Raw genomic sequence first — 17,336 nt, forward strand, 5'->3', positions numbered from 1 at the left:
CCTAAGAAACGCTCGGTACCATGTCATCACGAGCGCTGCCACGAGCGCAATATCTTGCCGACGGGTTGTCGGTACGTTTGCTCCGAGTCGGTTGCGCCTACTCCGAGAGGGCCCCGGCGAGCGCCTCGACCCCGGCGCCGGCGGCCCAGCGCGCCCCGATCCCGCGCACGGACACCTCCCGGACGTCGTCCAGGACCTCCTCGTGGCCGACCGCGCGCGCGATCACCACGTGCAGCCGGTCGTCGGACAGCTCCTCCACCTTGCCGTCGCCCCACTCCACGACGATCACGGACTCGGGCAGCGAGACGTCGAGGTCCAGGTCCTCCATCTCGTCCAGCCCGCCGCCCAGGCGGTACGCGTCCACGTGCACCAGCGCCGGTCCGCCGGACAGCGAGGGGTGTACGCGGGCGATGACGAAGGTCGGCGAGGTCACGGCCCCGCGCACGCCCAGGCCCTCGCCGAGCCCGCGCGTCAGGGTCGTCTTGCCGGCGCCCAGCTCACCGGTCAACAGGACGAGGTCGCCGGGGCGCAGCAGCCCCGCGATCCTGCGGCCCAGGTCCTGCATGGCGTCCGGGGAGTCGACGGTGATCCGGGCCTCCGTGCCGGCACGCTCCGTGCCCTCGGAGTGCCCGGCCTCAGGTGCCGGTGCTGCCTGGCTGCGCTGTGCTTCCAGCGGTACTTCTTCCATGCGGGCCAACGTTAGTCGCTACGGGGACCGTCACCGCGCCGGTGCGGGCCAGCAGCTCCATGAGCAGCAGGGTCACGGTCTCGGGGCGTTCGAGCATCATCAGGTGCCCGGTGGACTCCAGGAGCACCAGTTCGGCGCCGGGCAGGGCCTCCTTGATGGCCGTGCTGTGCGCGGGCGGGGTGATCATGTCGTTGTCGCCGGCCATGACGACGACGGGCAGGCCCTCGAAGCGCTGGAGCGCCTCGGTCTTGTCGTGGGTCTGGAAGGCCGGGTAGAACTCGGCGACCACGTCGATCGGGGTGGCCTCGATCAGCCTCTCCGCGAAGCGCGCGACGCCCGGGTCCACGTCCTTGGAACCGAACGAGTACATCTTGATCATGCCCGCGAACAGGTCCGCGGTGGCCCGGCGGCCCTTCTCCACCAGCTCGACCTGCGAGCCGAGCGCCTTGAGCACCCCGGGCAGCAGCCGGCGTACGGCGCCCACGCCGACGGAGGGCAGCCCGTACGTCACCTCGCCGAGCCGGCCGCTGGAGGTCCCGACCAGGGCCACGCCGACCACCCGGTCCCGCACGAGCTCGGGGTACTGGTCGGCGAGCGCCATGATGGTCATTCCGCCCATCGAGTGACCCACCAGGATCAGCGGGCCCTCGGGCGCGGTCGCGTCGATCACGGCCTTCAGGTCGCGGCCGAGCTGGTCTATGGTCAGCGGCTCGCCGTCCGCCTGGGCGAGGCCCCGGGCGCTGCGGCCGTGGCTGCGCTGGTCCCAGTAGACGGAACGGACCACTCCGCGCAGGGCGGCGCGCTGGAAGTGCCAGGAGTCCTGGGAGAGGCAGTAGCCGTGGCAGAACACGACGGTGGGCTGGGGGGCGGGTTTGCGGCGCAGCCGTGACCGGGGCCGCGCGGCCTCCTCGGGGAGCTCGTCGATCTCGTAGTGGAGCTCGGTGGCGTCCTCGGCCCGGCAGATCCCCTCCGTCCCGCGCAGGGACCCGTAGTCCCCGGCGGCATCGAGCGCGAGGCGCGCCTTCATGCGCATGCCCCGCCCGACGGTGATCCGTTCGACCGCGACACCGGCCGCGGCGCCCGCGGCCATCACGCCGATCGCGGCACCGGCCCAGCCGGCCTTGCGCCAGTTCTCGCTCACGCCGCCGCCCTCACTCCGCTCAGCTGCCGAGGTACACCCGGGGCACTCGGCCACCGATACGGGTGACGATCTCATACGCGATCGTGTGTGCCGCCTGAGCCCAGTCCTCGGCGGTGGGTTCACCGCGCTCCGCGTCCCCGAAGATGACGGCCTCGTCGCCGACGCGGACCCGGTCCCCGTCTCCGTCCAGGTCGACCACGAACTGGTCCATGGCGACGCGCCCGGCGACCGTACGGACCTTGCCGCCGACGAGGACCGGTCCGGCCCCCGAGGCGTGCCGCGGGACCCCGTCGGCGTAGCCGGCCGGGATGAGGGCGAGCGCGGTCTCGTGCTCGGTGACGTAATGGTGCCCGTAGCTGACGCCGTGCCCGGCGGGGACGGTCTTGACGAGCGCCACGCGGGCCTTGAGGGCCATCGCGGGCCGCAGCCCGAGCTCGGCGGGGGTGCCGAGTTCGGGGGCCGGCGACACCCCGTAGATCGCGAGTCCGGGACGCACCAGGTCGAAGTGCGACTCGGGGAGGGTGAGCGTGGCGGGCGAGTTGGCCATGTGCCGCACCTCGGGCTCGACGCCCTCCTTCTCGGCGTACGCGAGCATGTCGCGGAACGCGGCGAGCTGGAGCCGGATCGACGGGTGGCCGGGCTCGTCGGCGCAGGCGAAGTGCGACCAGATGCCGGTGACGTTGACGGTGCCCTCCGTCTGGGCGGCGACGGCCGCGGTGACCAGTTCCTCCCAGTCGGCGGGCTGGCAGCCGTTGCGGCCGAGGCCGGTGTCGGCCTTGAGCTGGATGCGGGCGGTGCGGCCGGCGGCGCGGGCGGCCTCGCGGACCTCTTCCAGCGCCCACATGCCGCTGACGGAGACGTCGATGTCGGCCTCCACGGCCTCCCGCCAGGGCCCGCCGGGGGTCCAGAGCCAGCACATGATCCGGCCCTCGACGCCGGCCGCGCGCAGGGCGAGCGCCTCGTCGGGGGTGGCGGTGCCGAGCCAGGTCGCACCGGCCTCCTGGGCGGCCCGTGCGCAGGCCAGGGCTCCGTGCCCGTAGGCGTCCGCCTTGACCACGGCCATCACCTCGGCCCGGGGCGCCCGTTCGCGCAGGGCGCGCACGTTCGCCCGCACGGCGTCAAGATCGATCTCGGCGTACACGCGCATCGGTGTCTCGTTCATCGCCCCCAGTCTCTCAGAACCCCTCCCAGGGCCGGCCCCTGGCGCCGCCACGACCCGCGGGGCGCCGCCGCGGGCCTGGCGGCGGCCGCTGCGCGGGGCCGTCCCCTCCCCGCCCTTCCACCGTTCCCCGGGTCTCCGCCCCGGACCCCCGCGCCTCGATCGTCGCCGCGGCTCAAAGACCCGGGGCTCCGCCCCGGACCCCGCGCCTCAAACGCCGGCGGGGCTGGATTTCGCTCCCGGCGGGGCCGGATCCGTCCGTGCAGGCTGGACCTGCCCTGCGGGCAATTCAGCCCGCACCTGGCGGACGGCAGCAGCCGAATCCAGCCCCGCCGGCGTTTGAGGCGCGGGGTGCGGGGCAGAGCCCCAGCGGCCCGGCCGGGTCAAGGGCGGCGGACGTTGCGCCACGCGTCCGGGAGGGTGGCGGCGACGTCCTGGGCCAGGAGCGGGCCCCCGTTCAGGCGGGCCGCCAGGCCGTGGAGGTAGGCCGCCACCGAGCCCGCGTCCGCCGCCGACAGGCCGCCCGCCAGGAGGGCCCCGGCCAGTCCGGACAGCACGTCCCCGCTCCCCGCGGTGGCCAGCCACGGCGTCCCCGTCGGGTTCACCCGCACGGGCGAACCGCCGGAGGCGACCAGCGTCGTGGAGCCCTTCAGCAGCACCGCCGCCCCGTAACGCCCCGCCAGATCCCCTACGGACCCCAGCCGTCCCGCCTCCACCGACTCCCGCGGCACCCCCAGCAGCGCCGCGGCCTCCCCCGCGTGCGGGGTCAGCAGCGTCGGGGACGTGCGCGCCCGCAGCGCCCCCGCGTCCAGGCCGCGCAGCCCGTCCGCGTCGACCAGTACGGGCACGTCCTCCGCCAGCACCCGCGCGACCTCCCCGGCGCGCCCCTCCCCCAGCCCCGGCCCGACCACCCACGCCTGTACCCGGCCCCGCCCGATCAACGTCTCCGGGAAACGGGCCAGCACCGCGTCCGCGGCCGGCCCCACGTACCGCACCGCGCCCGCGCCGCCGCGCAGCGCTCCCGCCACGGCCAGCACCGCCGCGCCCGGGTACTGCGCGGACCCGGCGACGATCCCGACCACGCCCCGGCGGTACTTGTCGCTCGACGCCGTGGGGACCGGGAGCAGCTCCGCCACGTCCGCGTGCTGCAAGGCCTCGACATCGGGCGACGGCAGCTCCAGGCCGATGTCGACCAGCCGCACCGCGCCCGTCCGCGAGGCCCCGGGGTCGATCAGCAGGCCGGGCTTGTACGCCCCGAAGGTCACGGTGACGTCGGCCGTGACGGCCGCCCCCGCCACCTCCCCGGAGTCGGCGTCGACCCCGCTCGGCAGGTCCACGGCCACCACCACGGCACCCGCCGGGATCCGTTCGACCAACGCGGCCGCCGCCGGCCGCAGCCCACCGCGCCCGCCGATGCCGACCAGACCGTCGAGCACCAGGTCGGCCCGGGCCGGGACCGACTCCTCCACCCGCCCCCCGGCGGCCCGCAGCGCGGCCAGGCCGCCCGCGTGCATCCGCGCCGGATCCATCGGCACCGCGGTCACCCCGGCGCCCCGCCGGGCCAGCCGCGCGCCCGCGTACAGCGCGTCGCCGCCGTTGTCCCCGGGCCCGACGAGCAGCACCACCCGGGCCCCGTACACCCGCCCGAGCAGTCCCGCGCAGGCGGCGGCCAGTCCGGCCGCCGCCCGCTGCATGAGGGTGCCTTCGGGCAGCCGGGCCATCAACTCCCGCTCGGCGCCCCGTACGGTCTCCACGCTGTAAGCAGTACGCATGGATCAACCCTCGGCGATCACCACCGCGGAGGCCACCCCGGCGTCGTGGCTCAGCGAGATGTGCCAGGACTTCACGCCCAGCGCCGCCGCCCTCGCCTCCACCGTGCCGGTGACCCGCAGCCGGGGCCGCCCGCTGTCCTCCACGTACACCTCGGCGTCGGTCCACAGCAGACCGGCCGGCGCGCCCAGGGCCTTGGCCAGGGCCTCCTTCGCGGCGAACCGCGCGGCGAGCGAGGCGATTCCGCGCCGCTCGCCGCTCGGCAGCGTCAACTCGGAGTCGAGGAACAGCCGCTGCGCCATCCTCGGCGTCCGCTCCATGACCTCGCCGAACCGCTCGATCTCCGCCACGTCGATCCCGACGCCGATAATCACAACGACAGCCCCACTTACCGCTTCTCGCTCACTCCACCGTCACCGACTTCGCGAGGTTACGCGGCTGGTCCACCTCGTTGCCGCGCGCCGTCGCCAACTCGCACGCGAAGACCTGCAACGGCACCGTGGCCACCAGCGGCTGGAGCAGCGTCGGCGTCGCCGGGATCCGGATCAGGTGGTCGGCGTACGGGACGACCGCCTCGTCGCCCTCCTCCGCGATCACGATGGTCCGCGCCCCCCGCGCCCGGATCTCCTGGATGTTCGACACGATCTTGTCGTGGAGGACGGAACGCCCGCGCGACGACGGGACGACCACCACGACCGGCAGGTCCTTCTCGATCAGCGCGATCGGTCCGTGCTTGAGCTCGCCCGCCGCGAAGCCCTCGGCGTGCATGTACGCCAGCTCCTTGAGCTTGAGCGCGCCCTCCAGCGCCACCGGGTAGCCGACGTGCCGGCCCAGGAACAGCACGGTGTTCTTGTCGGCGAGGGAGCGCGCGAGCTTGCGTACGGGCTCCATGGTCTCCAGGACGGTGTCCACGGCCGCGGCGATGTCCGACAGCTCCCGGACCACGGCGCGGATCTCGTCGCCCCACTTGGTGCCGCGGACCTGCCCGAGGTACAGCGCGACCAGGTAGCAGGCCACCAGCTGCGTCAGGAACGCCTTGGTCGAGGCGACGGCCACCTCCGGACCGGCGTGCGTGTACAGCACCGCGTCCGATTCGCGCGGGATCGTCGACCCGTTCGTGTTGCAGATGGCCAGCACCTTGGCCCCCTGCTCGCGCGCGTGCCGCAGCGCCATGAGGGTGTCCATGGTCTCGCCGGACTGCGAGATCGCGACGACCAGCGTCCGCTGGTCGAGGATCGGGTCGCGGTAGCGGAACTCGCTCGCCAGCTCCGTCTCGCAGGGGATGCGGGTCCAGTGCTCGATGGCCAGCTTCGCGATCATGCCGGCGTGGTAGGCCGTACCGCACGCCACGATCACGACCTTGTCGACCTCGCGGAGGACCGAGACGGGGATGCGCACCTCGTCCAGGCTCAGCGAGCCGCTCGCGTCGATCCGGCCCAGGAGGGTGTCGGCGACGGCCTTCGGCTGCTCTGCGATCTCCTTGAGCATGAAGTAGTCGTAACCCCCCTTCTCGGCCGCCGAGGCGTCCCAGTCGACGTGGTACGCCCGCACGGACGCCTCCGAACCGTCGAAGTTGGTGACCGTGACCCCGTCGCGGCGGAGCTCAACGACCTGGTCCTGGCCCAACTCGATCGCGGAGCGGGTGTGGGCGATGAACGCGGCGACGTCCGAGGCGAGGAAGTTCTCGTCCTCGCCGACGCCCACCACCAGGGGGGAGTTGCGGCGCGCGCCGACCACCACGTCCGGTACGTCCGCGTGCACGGCGACGAGGGTGAAGGCGCCCTCCAGCCGGCGGCACACCTGCCGCATGGCCTCGGCGAGGTCCCCGGTGGCCGAGAACCGCTCCGCCAGCAGGTGCGCGACGACCTCGGTGTCCGTCTCGGACTCCAGCCGGTGCCCGCGCTCGGCGAGTTCGGCGCGGAGCAGGGCGAAGTTCTCGATGATGCCGTTGTGGACGACGGCCACGCGCCCCGAGTTGTCGAGGTGCGGGTGGGCGTTGACGTCGGTGGGCCCGCCGTGGGTCGCCCACCGGGTGTGCCCGAGCCCCGTGGAACCGGCCGGCAGCGGGTGCCCCACCAGCTCCTTCTCCAGATTGACGAGTTTCCCGGCCTTCTTGACGGACGCCAGCTCCCCGTCGGAGAGGACGGCGACCCCGGCCGAGTCGTAGCCGCGGTACTCCAGCCGCTTGAGTCCGGCGATGACCACATCGAGCGCAGACTGCGCTCCCACGTAACCCACAATTCCGCACATAGGCCGCAGGGTACGCCGTCTCCGGCCGTCTGCCCCGTACCCGAACCAGACGAAATCCCCGCCCCGGCGCATTCGCCGGGGCGGGGATGACGGTCAGTCGGCCGGTGTTCAGCCGAGCTTCTTGACCTGCGCGTCGACGACGGCCTTCGGCTGCTCGGCGGCGCCGGCCAGGCTCACGGCCGAGAAGGTCGCCAGGGTGCCGCCCTTGCGGACGACCACGAGCTCCATGCTCATCGGGCTGCCGTCCGCGTCACCCGTCACGGTGTACGCGAGGGCCTCGTCGCCCGCGGTGACGGCGGCACCCGGGGCCACCTTCGTGATCTTCAGCGAGTCGCCGCCCTGGCCGCCCGTGTAACCGCCGGCGCAGGCCGTGCCCGCCGTCTTGAGGGTGGCGAAGGCCTCCGCGGCGCCCTTGCCCTCGTAGGAGTGGAGGGAGACCGAGGTGGCGGTGGCACCCAGGGCGTCCAGACCGGCCTTCAGCTTCTCCTCGGGGCTGGCGTCGGCGGCCGGCTCCTTGCCCTTGGCTACGGCCTTGGTCCCGGCGGTGCCCACGACGGTGCCGATCGGGGCCATCGACTGCGCGGAGACCAGCGGCTGGCACTCCGGCTTGTCGCTCTTGGTGCCCGCCGCGGCGGCGAGCTCGGCCGCGGTGGCCGGCTTGACCACGTGGTTGGGCAGGTCCGCCTGGACCACGAGCACGCCGGTCAGCTCGGCGGAGGTCTTCGCCTTGGCGGCCGGGGCCGCCGAGGTCGCGGCGGCGGAAGGCTTGGCGTCCGCCTTCTTGTCGTCCGCCTTGTCGGAGCCGCACGCGGTGGCGAGCAGGGCCAGGGACACGGCGGAAGCGGTCAGGACGGTACGACGGACGAGTGCGGTGCGCACGATGGATCTCCCCCAGGATTGCGATCAGAGAACAGCAGGAGCGGCGCCCGTCGGCGGGGCCGGGGCGCGCTTCGGAACTGCGGTGTCAGGCAATGTACCGGTGAAACGATCACGCATTCGGATCATTTCGCTTCCGCCGGCGATCGTGACCACGACGAGACCGCACGGCGACAGAGCCGGTACCCACCCCCGTACAACCCCTCCGGTCACGTGACCGACCACACCACCCACAACCGCCTCCGAGCCCCGACAATGGCGGTGTGATCACTTCGCCGCCACGAAGCACGCCTGACAGCGCGATGGAGCGCACCGGCCGGGACGGGCACCCCACCCGCCCCGCTCCCCGCCGGGGCCCCGACGCCTCCCCGTACGTCGACCTCACCCGCGCCGAGTGGAGCGCACTGCGCGAGCGCACGCCGCTGCCGCTGACCGCTGAGGAGGTGGAGCGGCTGCGCGGCCTCGGTGACGTCATCGACCTCGACGAGGTCCGCGACGTGTACCTGCCGCTCTCGCGCCTGCTCAACCTCTACGTCGGCGCCACCAGCAACCTCCGCGGCACCCTGAACACCTTCCTCGGCGACGCGGGCAACGGCCACGGCGCGCAGACGGGCACCCCCTTCGTCATAGGCGTCGCCGGTTCGGTCGCCGTCGGCAAGTCGACCGTGGCCCGTCTGCTCCAGGCCCTGCTGGCCCGCTGGCCCGAACACCCGCGCGTGGAGCTGGTCACCACCGACGGGTTCCTCTACCCGATGAAGGAGCTCCAGCGGCGCGGGCTCACCTCCCGCAAGGGCTTCCCCGAGTCCTACGACCGCCGCGCGCTCACCCGGTTCGTCGCCGACATCAAGGCCGGCAAGGACGAGGTGCGGGCCCCCGTCTACTCGCACCTGATCTACGACATCGTGCCGGGCGAGGAGCTCGTCGTACGCCGCCCGGACATCCTCATCGTCGAGGGCCTGAACGTGCTCCAGCCGGCCCTCCCCGGGACGGACGGCCGCACCCGCGTCGCGCTCGCCGACTACTTCGACTTCAGCGTGTACGTGGACGCGCGCCCCGAGGACATCGAGCGCTGGTACCTGGGCCGCTTCCGGAAGCTGCGCGAGACCGCCTTCCAGAATCCCTTCTCCTACTTCCGCAAGTACACCCAGGTCTCCGAGGAGGAGGCCATGGAGTACGCGCAGACGATGTGGCGCACCGTCAACAAGCCCAACCTGCTGGAGAACGTGGCCCCCACCCGAGGCCGCGCGACCCTGGTCGTGCGCAAGGGACCGGACCACAAGGTCCAGAAGCTGAGCCTGCGCAAGCTCTAGCGCCCCCGAGCACTAGGGTGCGGGCATGCTGCATCTTCGGATGATCACTCCGCACCACCTGACCGAACAGGTGGTGGACCTGATCGACCAGACGGTCGGGACCACCCATCTGGTCGTGCTGCCCGGCGCCGCCCGCGACCCCGAGGGCGATCTCGTACTGGTCGACGTCGCCCGCGAGGCCGCCGACGAGCTGTTGCAGGAGATGCGTTCGCTCGGCATCGACAAGACCGGTTCGATCGCCGTCGAGAACATCGACCTGTCGATCTCCACACGCGCGGACGACGCGGAGGAGGAGGCACCGGGCGAGGCCGCCGACGCGGTGGTCTGGGAGCAGCTCTCCGAGTCGACGCACGAGGAGTCCACCCTCACGATCACCTACAGCGCCTTCATGATCCTGGCGACGATGATCGCGGCCTGCGGTGTGGTCCTGGACAACGCGATCCTGATCGTGGGCGCCATGGCCGTCGGCCCGGAGTTCGGCCCGCTCGCCGGCATCTGCACGGGCCTGGTGCAGCGCCGCCCGAGGCTCGCCGCGCGCTCGCTCTTCGCGCTGGCGGTCGGCTTCACCGTCGCCATGGCGGCGACGACGGTCTTCAGCCTGGTGATGAGCGCGCTCGGCCTGTTCCACGAGGGGATGCTCGACGACCCCCGGCCGAACACCAGCTTCATCTGGCAGCCCGACCCGTTCTCCTTCGTCGTGGCGCTGCTCGCCGGGATCGCCGGCATGCTGTCGCTGACCTCGGCGAAGGCCGGCGCGCTGGTCGGCGTGGCGATCTCCGTGACCACCGTCCCGGCGGGCGCCAACGCGGCCGTGGCGCTCAGCTACGGGGACCTGGCCCAGATGTGGGGCTCGGGCATCCAGCTCGCGGTCAACCTGGGCGGCATCGTCCTCTCGGGCACGCTCACCCTCATCGCCTGGAAACTGCTGTGGCGCACCCAGCACGGCCGGATGATCCGGCGGCCGGGTGCGCCACGCAGGACGGGCGGGGCGGGCTAGCCCAGCGCCGACTTCACCACGTCGGCGAGCCGGCCGGCCACCGCGCGGGCCTGCTCGATGTCCGCGGCCTCGACCATCACCCGGACGAGGGGCTCGGTGCCCGACGGACGGAGCAGCACCCGCCCGGTGCTGCCCAGCTCGCGCTCGGCGTCGGCCACCGCCGCGGCCAGCTCGGCCGAGGTCGTGACCCGGGACTTGTCCACGTCGGGGACGTTGATCAGCACCTGCGGCAGCCGCTCCATGACCCCGGCCAGCTCCGCCAGGGACTTGCCGGTGGCCGAGACCCGCGCCGCGAGCAGCAGGCCGGTCAGCGTGCCGTCGCCGGTGGTCGCGTGGTCGAGGATGATCACGTGGCCGGACTGCTCGCCGCCGAGCGCGTAGCCGTGCTCCTTCATGGCCTCCAGCACGTACCGGTCGCCGACCCCGGTCTGCACGACCTGGATGCCCGCGCCCTCCATGGCCAGCTTGAAGCCCAGGTTGGACATGACGGTGCCGACCACGGTGTTCTCGCGCAGCTGGCCGGCCTCGCGCATGGCCAGGGCCAGCACCGCGAGGATCTGGTCGCCGTCGACCTCGGCGCCGGTGCCGTCCACCGCGAGGCAGCGGTCGGCGTCACCGTCGTGCGCGATGCCGAAGTCGGCGCCGTGCTCGACGACGGCCGCCTTGAGCAGGCCGAGGTGGGTGGAGCCGCAGCCCTCGTTGATGTTCAGGCCGTCCGGCTCGGCGCCGATCGTGACGATCTCCGCGCCGGCCCGGGCGAAGGCCTCGGGCGAGACGTAGGAGGCCGCGCCGTGCGCCTCGTCCAGGACGATCTTCAGGCCGTCGAGGCGGTTGGGCAGGGCGCCGATCAGGTGGGCGACGTACTTCTCGAAGCCCTCGTTGTAGTCGGAGACCCGGCCGACGCCGGCGCCGGTGGGCCGGTCCCAGGGAGCGCCGGTGCGGTGCTCCTCGTAGACGGACTCGATGCGGTCCTCCAGCTCGTCGGCCAGCTTGTGGCCGCCGCGCGCGAAGAACTTGATGCCGTTGTCGGGCATGGCGTTGTGGCTGGCGGAGAGCATCACGCCGAGGTCGGCACCCAGCGCACCGGTGAGATACGCCACCGCCGGGGTGGGCAGCACACCGACGCGCAGGACGTCCACGCCCGCGCTGGCGAGGCCCGCGACGACCGCGGCCTCGAGGAATTCGCCGGAGGCCCGGGGGTCCCGGCCGACGACCGCGGTCGCCCGGTGGCCCGCGAACGTGCCCGCCTCGGCCAGCACGTGGGCAGCCGCTACGGAGAGACCGAGCGCGAGCTCAGCCGTCAGATCCGCGTTGGCGACGCCGCGTACACCATCCGTCCCGAAGAGTCGTCCCACTGTTGTCCTCCCGAGTTTCCGCTTCGCATGTGACCGGTTGTGACAGGTATTTGCCGCTTGTGGCGGTAAACGAACCGCCCCGGCAGCACAGAGAGTGCTGCCGGGGCGGTTTCGTTGCTGAACAGCAGGCGCAGATTAACGCTTGCTGTACTGCGGAGCCTTACGGGCCTTCTTGAGACCGGCCTTCTTGCGCTCGACCGCACGGTCGTCGCGGGAGAGGAAGCCGGCCTTCTTCAGCGCCGGGCGGTTGTTGTCCACGTCCGCCTCGTTCAGCGCACGGGCCACGCCGAGGCGCAGGGCGCCGGCCTGGCCGGAGACGCCGCCACCCGAAATGCGGGCGATGACGTCGTAACGGCCGTCGAGCTCGAGGAGCTTGAAGGGCTCGTTGACTTCCTGCTGGTGCACCTTGTTGGGGAAGTAGTCCTCAAGGGTGCGACCGTTGATCTTCCACTTGCCGGTGCCCGGAACGATCCGGACGCGGGCGATGGCGTTCTTGCGACGGCCCAGGCCGGCGGCCGGCTGGGGGTCGCCGAAGCGACCGGCAAGGGACTCGGAGGTGTAGTCGCCCTCGACGACGACCTCGGACTCGCTGGTGTACTCCTCGACGTTGCCCTCGAACTCTTCGACGGTCGTCTCGGCGGTGGTCTCGGCCACGATGCTCCTCAGAATTTTCTACGTCTTAGGGGGTGGCCGGAACTACTGCGCGACCTGGGTGATCTCGAACGGCACCGGCTGCTGCGCAGCGTGCGGGTGCTGGTCGCCCGAGTAGACCTTCAGCTTCGAGAGCATCTGACGGCCCAGGGTGTTCTTGGGGAGCATGCCCTTGACGGCCTTCTCGACGGCCTTCTCCGGGTTGTCGCGGAGCAGGTCGTCGTAACGCACGGAGCGGAGACCGCCCGGGAAGCCGGAGTGGCGGTACGCCATCTTCTGCGACGCCTTGTTGCCGGACAGGTGCACCTTGTCGGCGTTGATGACGATGACGAAGTCGCCCATGTCCATGTGGGGGGCGTAGGTCGGCTTGTGCTTGCCCTTGAGGAGGGCAGCGGCCTGGGTCGCCAGACGGCCGAGGACAACGTCCTGGGCGTCGATGACGAGCCACTGGCGCGAGATGTCGCCGGGCTTGGGGCTGAACGTACGCACGCGTATGCCTTCGCTTCTTCAGTGGTGGGTCATCCCATAGGGCACGAGCCCCTCGGGAAGGGTCCTGACAGGGTCACCACGGACGATCACGACAGCCCTCGTTCACATCGGGGACGCACCCGAGTGAAAACCGCTGGTCATCGGTCCGGTGGACCGGCGTAAGGCCCTTTCACGTGAGAATGAGAAAGCCAATACGCATAACAAACCAGCAGGATACCCAAGCAGACCCGTACGGGTCAAAACGCGGTCCGCGATGCCGATTCAGCAGGCGTCGCGGCGCACTCCGGTTCGGTCCTGGGTGGGGACCCCGCAGTTGTTACGGGCTCCAGAGTAACCCGGCTCGGGCGCAGCGCACGACGCGCCAGCAGAAACGCGAGTCCGCAGAGGGTGGCGCAGTCCTTGAAGGCGCGCCGCTTGTGGGCCAGCTCGGAGGGCCACGGGAGCAGGGCCACCTGGGGCGTCAAGGCCAGCCAGAACCAGGGCGAGCGGGGCATCGAGCCCTCCCGCACGGCCGACGCCAGCAGCAGCGGCAGCACCACCAGCAGGTAGTGGTCGAAGGACGGACGGGAGACCAGGAATGCGGCGAGCATCACCATGCAGGCCGTCTCCACGAGCCGCAGCTCGCCCCCGTCGGCGCCGTCCGGCCGCCGCCACCGCACCCAGGCCGCCCACAGCCCCGCCCCGGCCCCGGCGAACGCGACGACCACGGCCACCGACTCCGGCACCCCCAGCCGCGGCAGCACCGCGATCGGCGAGGCGTCCCAGGGCAGCGCGTAGGCGTCCTGCCCGCCCAGCAGGAACGGCAGGGTCTTGGTGAAGAACAGCGACGGGCTCGGCATCAGCAGCGCCCCCGCCAGCGAGAAGCCCAGCGGCACCAGCACGGCCGCCGCGAGCCCCCGCCACTGCCGGGCGAAGAGGAACAGCACCCCGAGCGGCACCAGCATGGGCTTGCAGGCGATCGCCAGCCCGATCACCAGACCGGCCGCCCCCCACGCCCGGCGGCGCGCCACCAGCAGCAGAGCCACCGGCAGGGCGGCCGCCGAGATGGCCGTCCAGTTGCCGATCAGCACGAGGTTCACGTACGGCTTGTAGGCCAGGGCGAAGACGGCGAAGCCGACGACCGCGAACCGGGAGCGCAGCGGCACCGAGAACAGCCTCAGCGCGGCCAGCCAGCCGATCCCCAGCAGCCCGGACATCCCGACGGGCAGCACCCACCGCAGCGCCGTCTGCGGCAGCAGCGCCTCGGGCACCGCCATCAGCACGGCGCTGGGGAGGTACAGGAACCGCTTGTCCTCGTACGGGGACCCGCCGTCCAGGAGCGTCTCGGCGGCCTTCACCACGAAGGCGTTGTCCGAGCCCCAGTTCTCCCGCAGGCTCGTGGAGACGCAGATCCCGAGCACCACGGCGAGCGAGGCGAGCCGCCAGGGCAGTGAGGCGGGCCGCAGCAGCCAGTCGACCAGCCGGCTCCCGGAATCCCGGACGCGGGCGTCCCACCGCCTCAGCCAGATGCCAGGCCTCAACCCCACAGCGGTATCCCCTAGCGCTTGCGCTCGACTCGACGTTCGTCCCAGACGGGTTCCGTAGTCTCTCGTACCACCCCGTCCGAACCGAAGACCAGGTACCGGTCAAAAGTTCGGGAGAACCAGCGGTCGTGCGTCACGCACAGCACCGTGCCCTCGTAAGCCTCCAGGCCGTCCTGAAGGGCCTCCGCGGACTCCAGGTCCAGGTTGTCCGTCGGCTCGTCCAGCAGCAGCGCCGTGGTGCCCGCGAGCTCCAGCAGCAGGATCTGGAAGCGTGCCTGCTGACCGCCCGAGAGCTTCTCGAAGGGCTGCTCGGCCTGGCGCTCCAGCTCGTAGCGGCGCAGGGCCCCCATCGCCTGGCCCAGCGGCTTGGCCGCCTCCGTCCACAGGATGTCGACGAGGGTGCGGCCGAAGAGCTCCGGGTGCGCGTGCGTCTGCGCGAAATGGCCGGGGACCACCCGCGCGCCCAGCTTCCAGTCACCGGTGTGCTTGACGTCCTCGCCGGCCAGCAGCCGCAGGAAGTGCGACTTGCCGGAACCGTTCGAGCCGAGGACCGCGACCCGCTCCCCGTAGAAGACCTCCAGGGAGAAGGGCTTCATCAGCCCCGTCAGCTCCAGGTTCTCCACGGTCAGCGCCCGCACGCCGGTACGGCCGCCCTTGAGCCGCATCTTGATGTCCTGCTCCCGCGGCGGCTCCGGCGGCGGGCCGGCCTCCTCGAACTTCTTCAGCCGGGTCTGGGCCGCGGCGTACCGCGAGGACAGCTCGTGGCTGATCGACGCCGCCTGGCGCAGGCTGAGCACCAGCTTCTTCAGCTGCGCGTGCTTCTCCTCCCAGCGGCGCTTGAGCTCCTCGAAGCGCGCGAAGCGCTCCCGGCGCGCCGCGTGGAACGTGTCGAAGCCCGCTCCGTGCATCCACACGTCGGAGCCGTCCAGACCCGGCTCGACACTGACGATCTTCTGCGCGGACCGGGCGAGCAACTCCCGGTCGTGGCTGATGAAGAGCACGGTCTTGCGGGTCGTCCGCAACTGCTCCTCCAGCCACCGCTTGCCGGGGACGTCGAGGTAGTTGTCCGGCTCGTCGAGGAGCAGCACCTCGTCGGGGCCGCGCAGCAGCGCCTCCAGCACCAGCCGCTTCTGCTCACCGCCCGACAGCGTGCGTACCTCGCGGAACTGCGCGCTGTCGTACGGCATGCCCAGCGCGGCCATGGTACAGACGTCCCAGAGGGTCTCCGCCTCGTAGCCCTGGACGTCCGCCCAGTCGCTGAGCGCCTGCGCGTACGCCATCTGCGCGGCCTCGTCGTCGACGGTGAGAATCAGTTCCTCGGCCCGGTCCACGGCCTTCGCGGCCTCCCTGATCCGCGGCTGCGACACCGACACCAGCAGGTCCCGCACGGTCGTCTCGTCGCGTACGGAGCCCACGAACTGGGACATCACGCCGAGGCCGCCGCTGACGGTGGTCCCGCCGCCATGCGGCTGGAGCTCGCCGGAGATCAACTTGAGCAGAGTGGTCTTGCCGGCGCCGTTGGCCCCGACCAGGGCGACCACGGACCCCTCCCCCACCCGGAAGGAGGCGTCGGAGAGGAGCACCCGCCCGTCGGGAAGGTAGTACTCCAGGTGGCTGGCTTCGAGATGTCCCATGCGGGGCATTGTCCAGGTCCGGCGGGGCCGGACCCAAACCGATTAGCAGCAGCCCTTGCCCGGCAGGGTCCGCATGTTGCGCGCTTCCTTGCTGCGGGCGGCCAGCAGCTCGTCCGCCGGGTAGCCGACCTCCTCCAGGGTCAGCCCGTGCGGCTTGACCACGTGCACGGAGGAATCCCGTACGGCGGCCTCCAGCACCTGCCCGGGCCACTCCACGGGCCGGTGCCCGTCGCCGACGTGCAGCAGGGCCCCCACGAGCGAGCGGACCATGTTGTGGCAGAAGGCGTCGGCGCGGACGGTCGCGGTGACGATCCCGTCCTCGGCCCGCTCCCAGCCGAGCTGCTGGAGCGTACGGATCGTCGTGGCGCCCTCGCGCTTCTTGCAGTACGCGGCGAAGTCGTGCTCGCCGAGCAGCGGGGCGGCCGCCCGGTTCATGGCGTCCACGTCCAGCGGCCACTGGTGCCACAGCACGTGCCCGCGGCGCAGCGGGTCGACGCCGCCCTGGTGGTCGCCCACGCGGTAGGCGTAGCGGCGCCAGATGGCGGAGAAGCGCGCGTTGAAGCCCTCGGGGGCCTCGGCGACCTTCCACACCCGGATGTCGTGCGGCAGACGCCCGGCGAGGCGGCGCAGCAGCTTGTCGTGGTGCTCGGCCCACACCTCGTCGGCGATGTCGAACTGCGCGACCTGTCCGCGGGCGTGCACGCCCGCGTCCGTACGGCCGGCCACGGTCAGCTCGACCGGGTCCTTCAGCCGCATCACGGTCTGCAGCGCGCTCTCCAGCTCGCCCTGGACGGTGCGCAGCGTGCGCTGCTTCGCCCAGCCCGAGAAGTCCTTGCCGTCGTACGACAGGTCCAGCCGCACCCGGACGTGCCCGGGCTCCACCTCGTCACTCACACCCGAATCCTCTCAGACACCCCTGAACCCAAAACACGCAGAACGGGCCCGCCCCGGAGAGGGGCGGGCCCGTTCAGAGCCTTTTCAGCGTGATCCCGGCAGGGATCAGGCCTCCTTGGTCTCCTCGGCGGCGGGAGCCTCGGCGGCCTCCGCCTCCTTCACGGCGCGCTTGGTGGCGGCCTCGGCCTCACCAGTGGCCTGCTGGGCGACCGTCAGGGCCTCGACCAGCTCGATGACGGCCATCGGGGCGTTGTCGCCACGACGGTTGCCGATCTTGGTGATGCGCGTGTAACCACCGGGGCGGTTCTCGTAGCGCGGGGCGATCTCGGTGAACAGCGTGTGCACGATGCTCTTGTCCGTGATCGTCTGCAGCACCAGGCGACGGTTGTGGATGTCGCCCTTCTTGGCCTTGGTGACCAGACGCTCGGCGTAGGGACGCAGGCGGCGGGCCTTGGCCTCGGTGGTGGTGATGCGGCCGTGCTCGAAGAGCGCCTTCGCGAGGTTCGCGAGCAGGTGCTTCTCGTGCGCGGCGGAGCCGCCCAGGCGGGCACCCTTAGCGGGACGCGGCATTGTTACTCCTTCAAATCTGCACCGGCCGT

At 72.0% G+C, this 17,336-nt stretch carries 16 protein-coding genes; 2 read left to right on the forward strand and 14 right to left on the reverse strand.

What is annotated here, in order from left to right; all coding sequences use genetic code 11:
• Positions 1-97: 97 nt before the first annotated feature.
• The 7 genes from tsaE to ACFYYJ_RS23260 form a co-directional block, all read right to left on the reverse strand.
• Entirely contained in the window at positions 98-688 is a 591-nt protein-coding gene (tsaE, locus tag ACFYYJ_RS23230; protein WP_385126246.1) for a tRNA (adenosine(37)-N6)-threonylcarbamoyltransferase complex ATPase subunit type 1 TsaE, read from the reverse strand.
• Positions 636-1,904 carry an alpha/beta fold hydrolase gene (locus tag ACFYYJ_RS23235; RefSeq protein WP_385365278.1) on the reverse strand — a complete coding sequence of 423 codons (1,269 nt, stop codon included), beginning with the start codon at positions 1,902-1,904 and terminating at the stop codon, positions 636-638. Before ACFYYJ_RS23235 ends, tsaE begins: the two co-directional genes overlap by 53 nt.
• Entirely contained in the window at positions 1,849-2,991 is a 1,143-nt protein-coding gene (gene alr, locus ACFYYJ_RS23240) for an alanine racemase (protein WP_385365280.1), read from the reverse strand. Before alr ends, ACFYYJ_RS23235 begins: the two co-directional genes overlap by 56 nt.
• 380 nt (positions 2,992-3,371) lie before the next feature.
• Positions 3,372-4,760, reverse strand: a complete 1,389-nt coding sequence (locus ACFYYJ_RS23245) for an NAD(P)H-hydrate dehydratase (protein WP_389135017.1) — start codon at positions 4,758-4,760, stop codon at positions 3,372-3,374.
• 3 nt (positions 4,761-4,763) lie between these two features.
• Entirely contained in the window at positions 4,764-5,132 is a 369-nt protein-coding gene (locus ACFYYJ_RS23250; RefSeq protein WP_384745051.1) for a holo-ACP synthase, read from the reverse strand.
• A 28-nt stretch (positions 5,133-5,160) separates the two neighbouring features.
• A complete protein-coding gene (gene glmS / locus ACFYYJ_RS23255; protein ID WP_385126250.1) occupies positions 5,161-7,008 on the reverse strand; it encodes a glutamine--fructose-6-phosphate transaminase (isomerizing) in 1,848 nt (615 codons plus the stop codon).
• A gap of 108 nt (positions 7,009-7,116) precedes the next feature.
• Complete coding sequence (locus ACFYYJ_RS23260; protein ID WP_385126251.1) at positions 7,117-7,887, reverse strand: hypothetical protein; 771 nt, start codon at positions 7,885-7,887, stop codon at positions 7,117-7,119.
• A gap of 299 nt (positions 7,888-8,186) precedes the next feature.
• Here ACFYYJ_RS23260 and coaA point away from each other — a divergent pair, with 299 nt between their 5' ends.
• Positions 8,187-9,194, forward strand: coding sequence for a type I pantothenate kinase (gene coaA, locus ACFYYJ_RS23265; protein WP_384585766.1), 1,008 nt, complete (start codon positions 8,187-8,189; stop codon positions 9,192-9,194).
• A 25-nt stretch (positions 9,195-9,219) separates the two neighbouring features.
• On the forward strand, positions 9,220-10,191 hold the full coding sequence (locus tag ACFYYJ_RS23270) for a DUF389 domain-containing protein (protein ID WP_389135021.1): 972 nt from the start codon (positions 9,220-9,222) through the stop codon (positions 10,189-10,191).
• Here ACFYYJ_RS23270 and glmM read toward each other — a convergent pair.
• The 7 genes from glmM to rplQ form a co-directional block, all read right to left on the reverse strand.
• A complete protein-coding gene (glmM, locus tag ACFYYJ_RS23275; protein ID WP_385126254.1) occupies positions 10,188-11,546 on the reverse strand; it encodes a phosphoglucosamine mutase in 1,359 nt (452 codons plus the stop codon). The two genes, ACFYYJ_RS23270 and glmM, sit on opposite strands and share 4 nt — an antisense overlap.
• A 135-nt stretch (positions 11,547-11,681) precedes the next feature.
• Positions 11,682-12,200 (reverse strand): 30S ribosomal protein S9, encoded by a 519-nt coding sequence (gene rpsI / locus ACFYYJ_RS23280; RefSeq protein ID WP_030388851.1) that lies wholly within the window; start codon positions 12,198-12,200, stop codon positions 11,682-11,684.
• Positions 12,201-12,242: 42 nt separating this feature from the next.
• Positions 12,243-12,686, reverse strand: a complete 444-nt coding sequence (gene rplM, locus ACFYYJ_RS23285; RefSeq protein WP_384585710.1) for a 50S ribosomal protein L13 — start codon at positions 12,684-12,686, stop codon at positions 12,243-12,245.
• A gap of 236 nt (positions 12,687-12,922) precedes the next feature.
• Positions 12,923-14,212: a glycosyltransferase family 87 protein gene (locus ACFYYJ_RS23290; protein WP_389135027.1), complete on the reverse strand. Its 1,290-nt coding sequence runs from the start codon at positions 14,210-14,212 to the stop codon at positions 12,923-12,925.
• An 11-nt stretch (positions 14,213-14,223) separates the two neighbouring features.
• Complete coding sequence (locus ACFYYJ_RS23295; RefSeq protein WP_385359089.1) at positions 14,224-15,852, reverse strand: ABC-F family ATP-binding cassette domain-containing protein; 1,629 nt, start codon at positions 15,850-15,852, stop codon at positions 14,224-14,226.
• A gap of 33 nt (positions 15,853-15,885) precedes the next feature.
• A complete protein-coding gene (gene truA, locus ACFYYJ_RS23300) occupies positions 15,886-16,737 on the reverse strand; it encodes a tRNA pseudouridine(38-40) synthase TruA (RefSeq protein ID WP_389135030.1) in 852 nt (283 codons plus the stop codon).
• A gap of 105 nt (positions 16,738-16,842) precedes the next feature.
• Entirely contained in the window at positions 16,843-17,307 is a 465-nt protein-coding gene (gene rplQ, locus ACFYYJ_RS23305; RefSeq protein ID WP_215023458.1) for a 50S ribosomal protein L17, read from the reverse strand.
• Between the last annotated feature and the right edge of the window lie 29 nt (positions 17,308-17,336).

It is taken from the genome of Streptomyces sp. NPDC002467 (assembly GCF_042889825.1).
GTDB lineage: Bacteria > Actinomycetota > Actinomycetes > Streptomycetales > Streptomycetaceae > Streptomyces.

What these genes read in the sequence shown, in the direction of transcription:
- tsaE (WP_385126246.1), bottom strand. Translation starts at nt 688, where the DNA reads ATGGAAGAAGTACCGCTGGAAGCACAGCGCAGCCAGGCAGCACCGGCA.
- ACFYYJ_RS23235 (WP_385365278.1), bottom strand. Translation starts at nt 1,904, where the DNA reads ATGAGATCGTCACCCGTATCGGTGGCCGAGTGCCCCGGGTGTACCTCG.
- alr (WP_385365280.1), bottom strand. Translation starts at nt 2,991, where the DNA reads ATGAACGAGACACCGATGCGCGTGTACGCCGAGATCGATCTTGACGCC.
- ACFYYJ_RS23245 (WP_389135017.1), bottom strand. Translation starts at nt 4,760, where the DNA reads ATGCGTACTGCTTACAGCGTGGAGACCGTACGGGGCGCCGAGCGGGAG.
- glmS (WP_385126250.1), bottom strand. Translation starts at nt 7,008, where the DNA reads ATGTGCGGAATTGTGGGTTACGTGGGAGCGCAGTCTGCGCTCGATGTG.
- coaA (WP_384585766.1), top strand. Translation starts at nt 8,187, where the DNA reads ATGGAGCGCACCGGCCGGGACGGGCACCCCACCCGCCCCGCTCCCCGC.
- ACFYYJ_RS23270 (WP_389135021.1), top strand. Translation starts at nt 9,220, where the DNA reads ATGCTGCATCTTCGGATGATCACTCCGCACCACCTGACCGAACAGGTG.
- ACFYYJ_RS23295 (WP_385359089.1), bottom strand. Translation starts at nt 15,852, where the DNA reads ATGCCCCGCATGGGACATCTCGAAGCCAGCCACCTGGAGTACTACCTT.
- rplQ (WP_215023458.1), bottom strand. Translation starts at nt 17,307, where the DNA reads ATGCCGCGTCCCGCTAAGGGTGCCCGCCTGGGCGGCTCCGCCGCGCAC.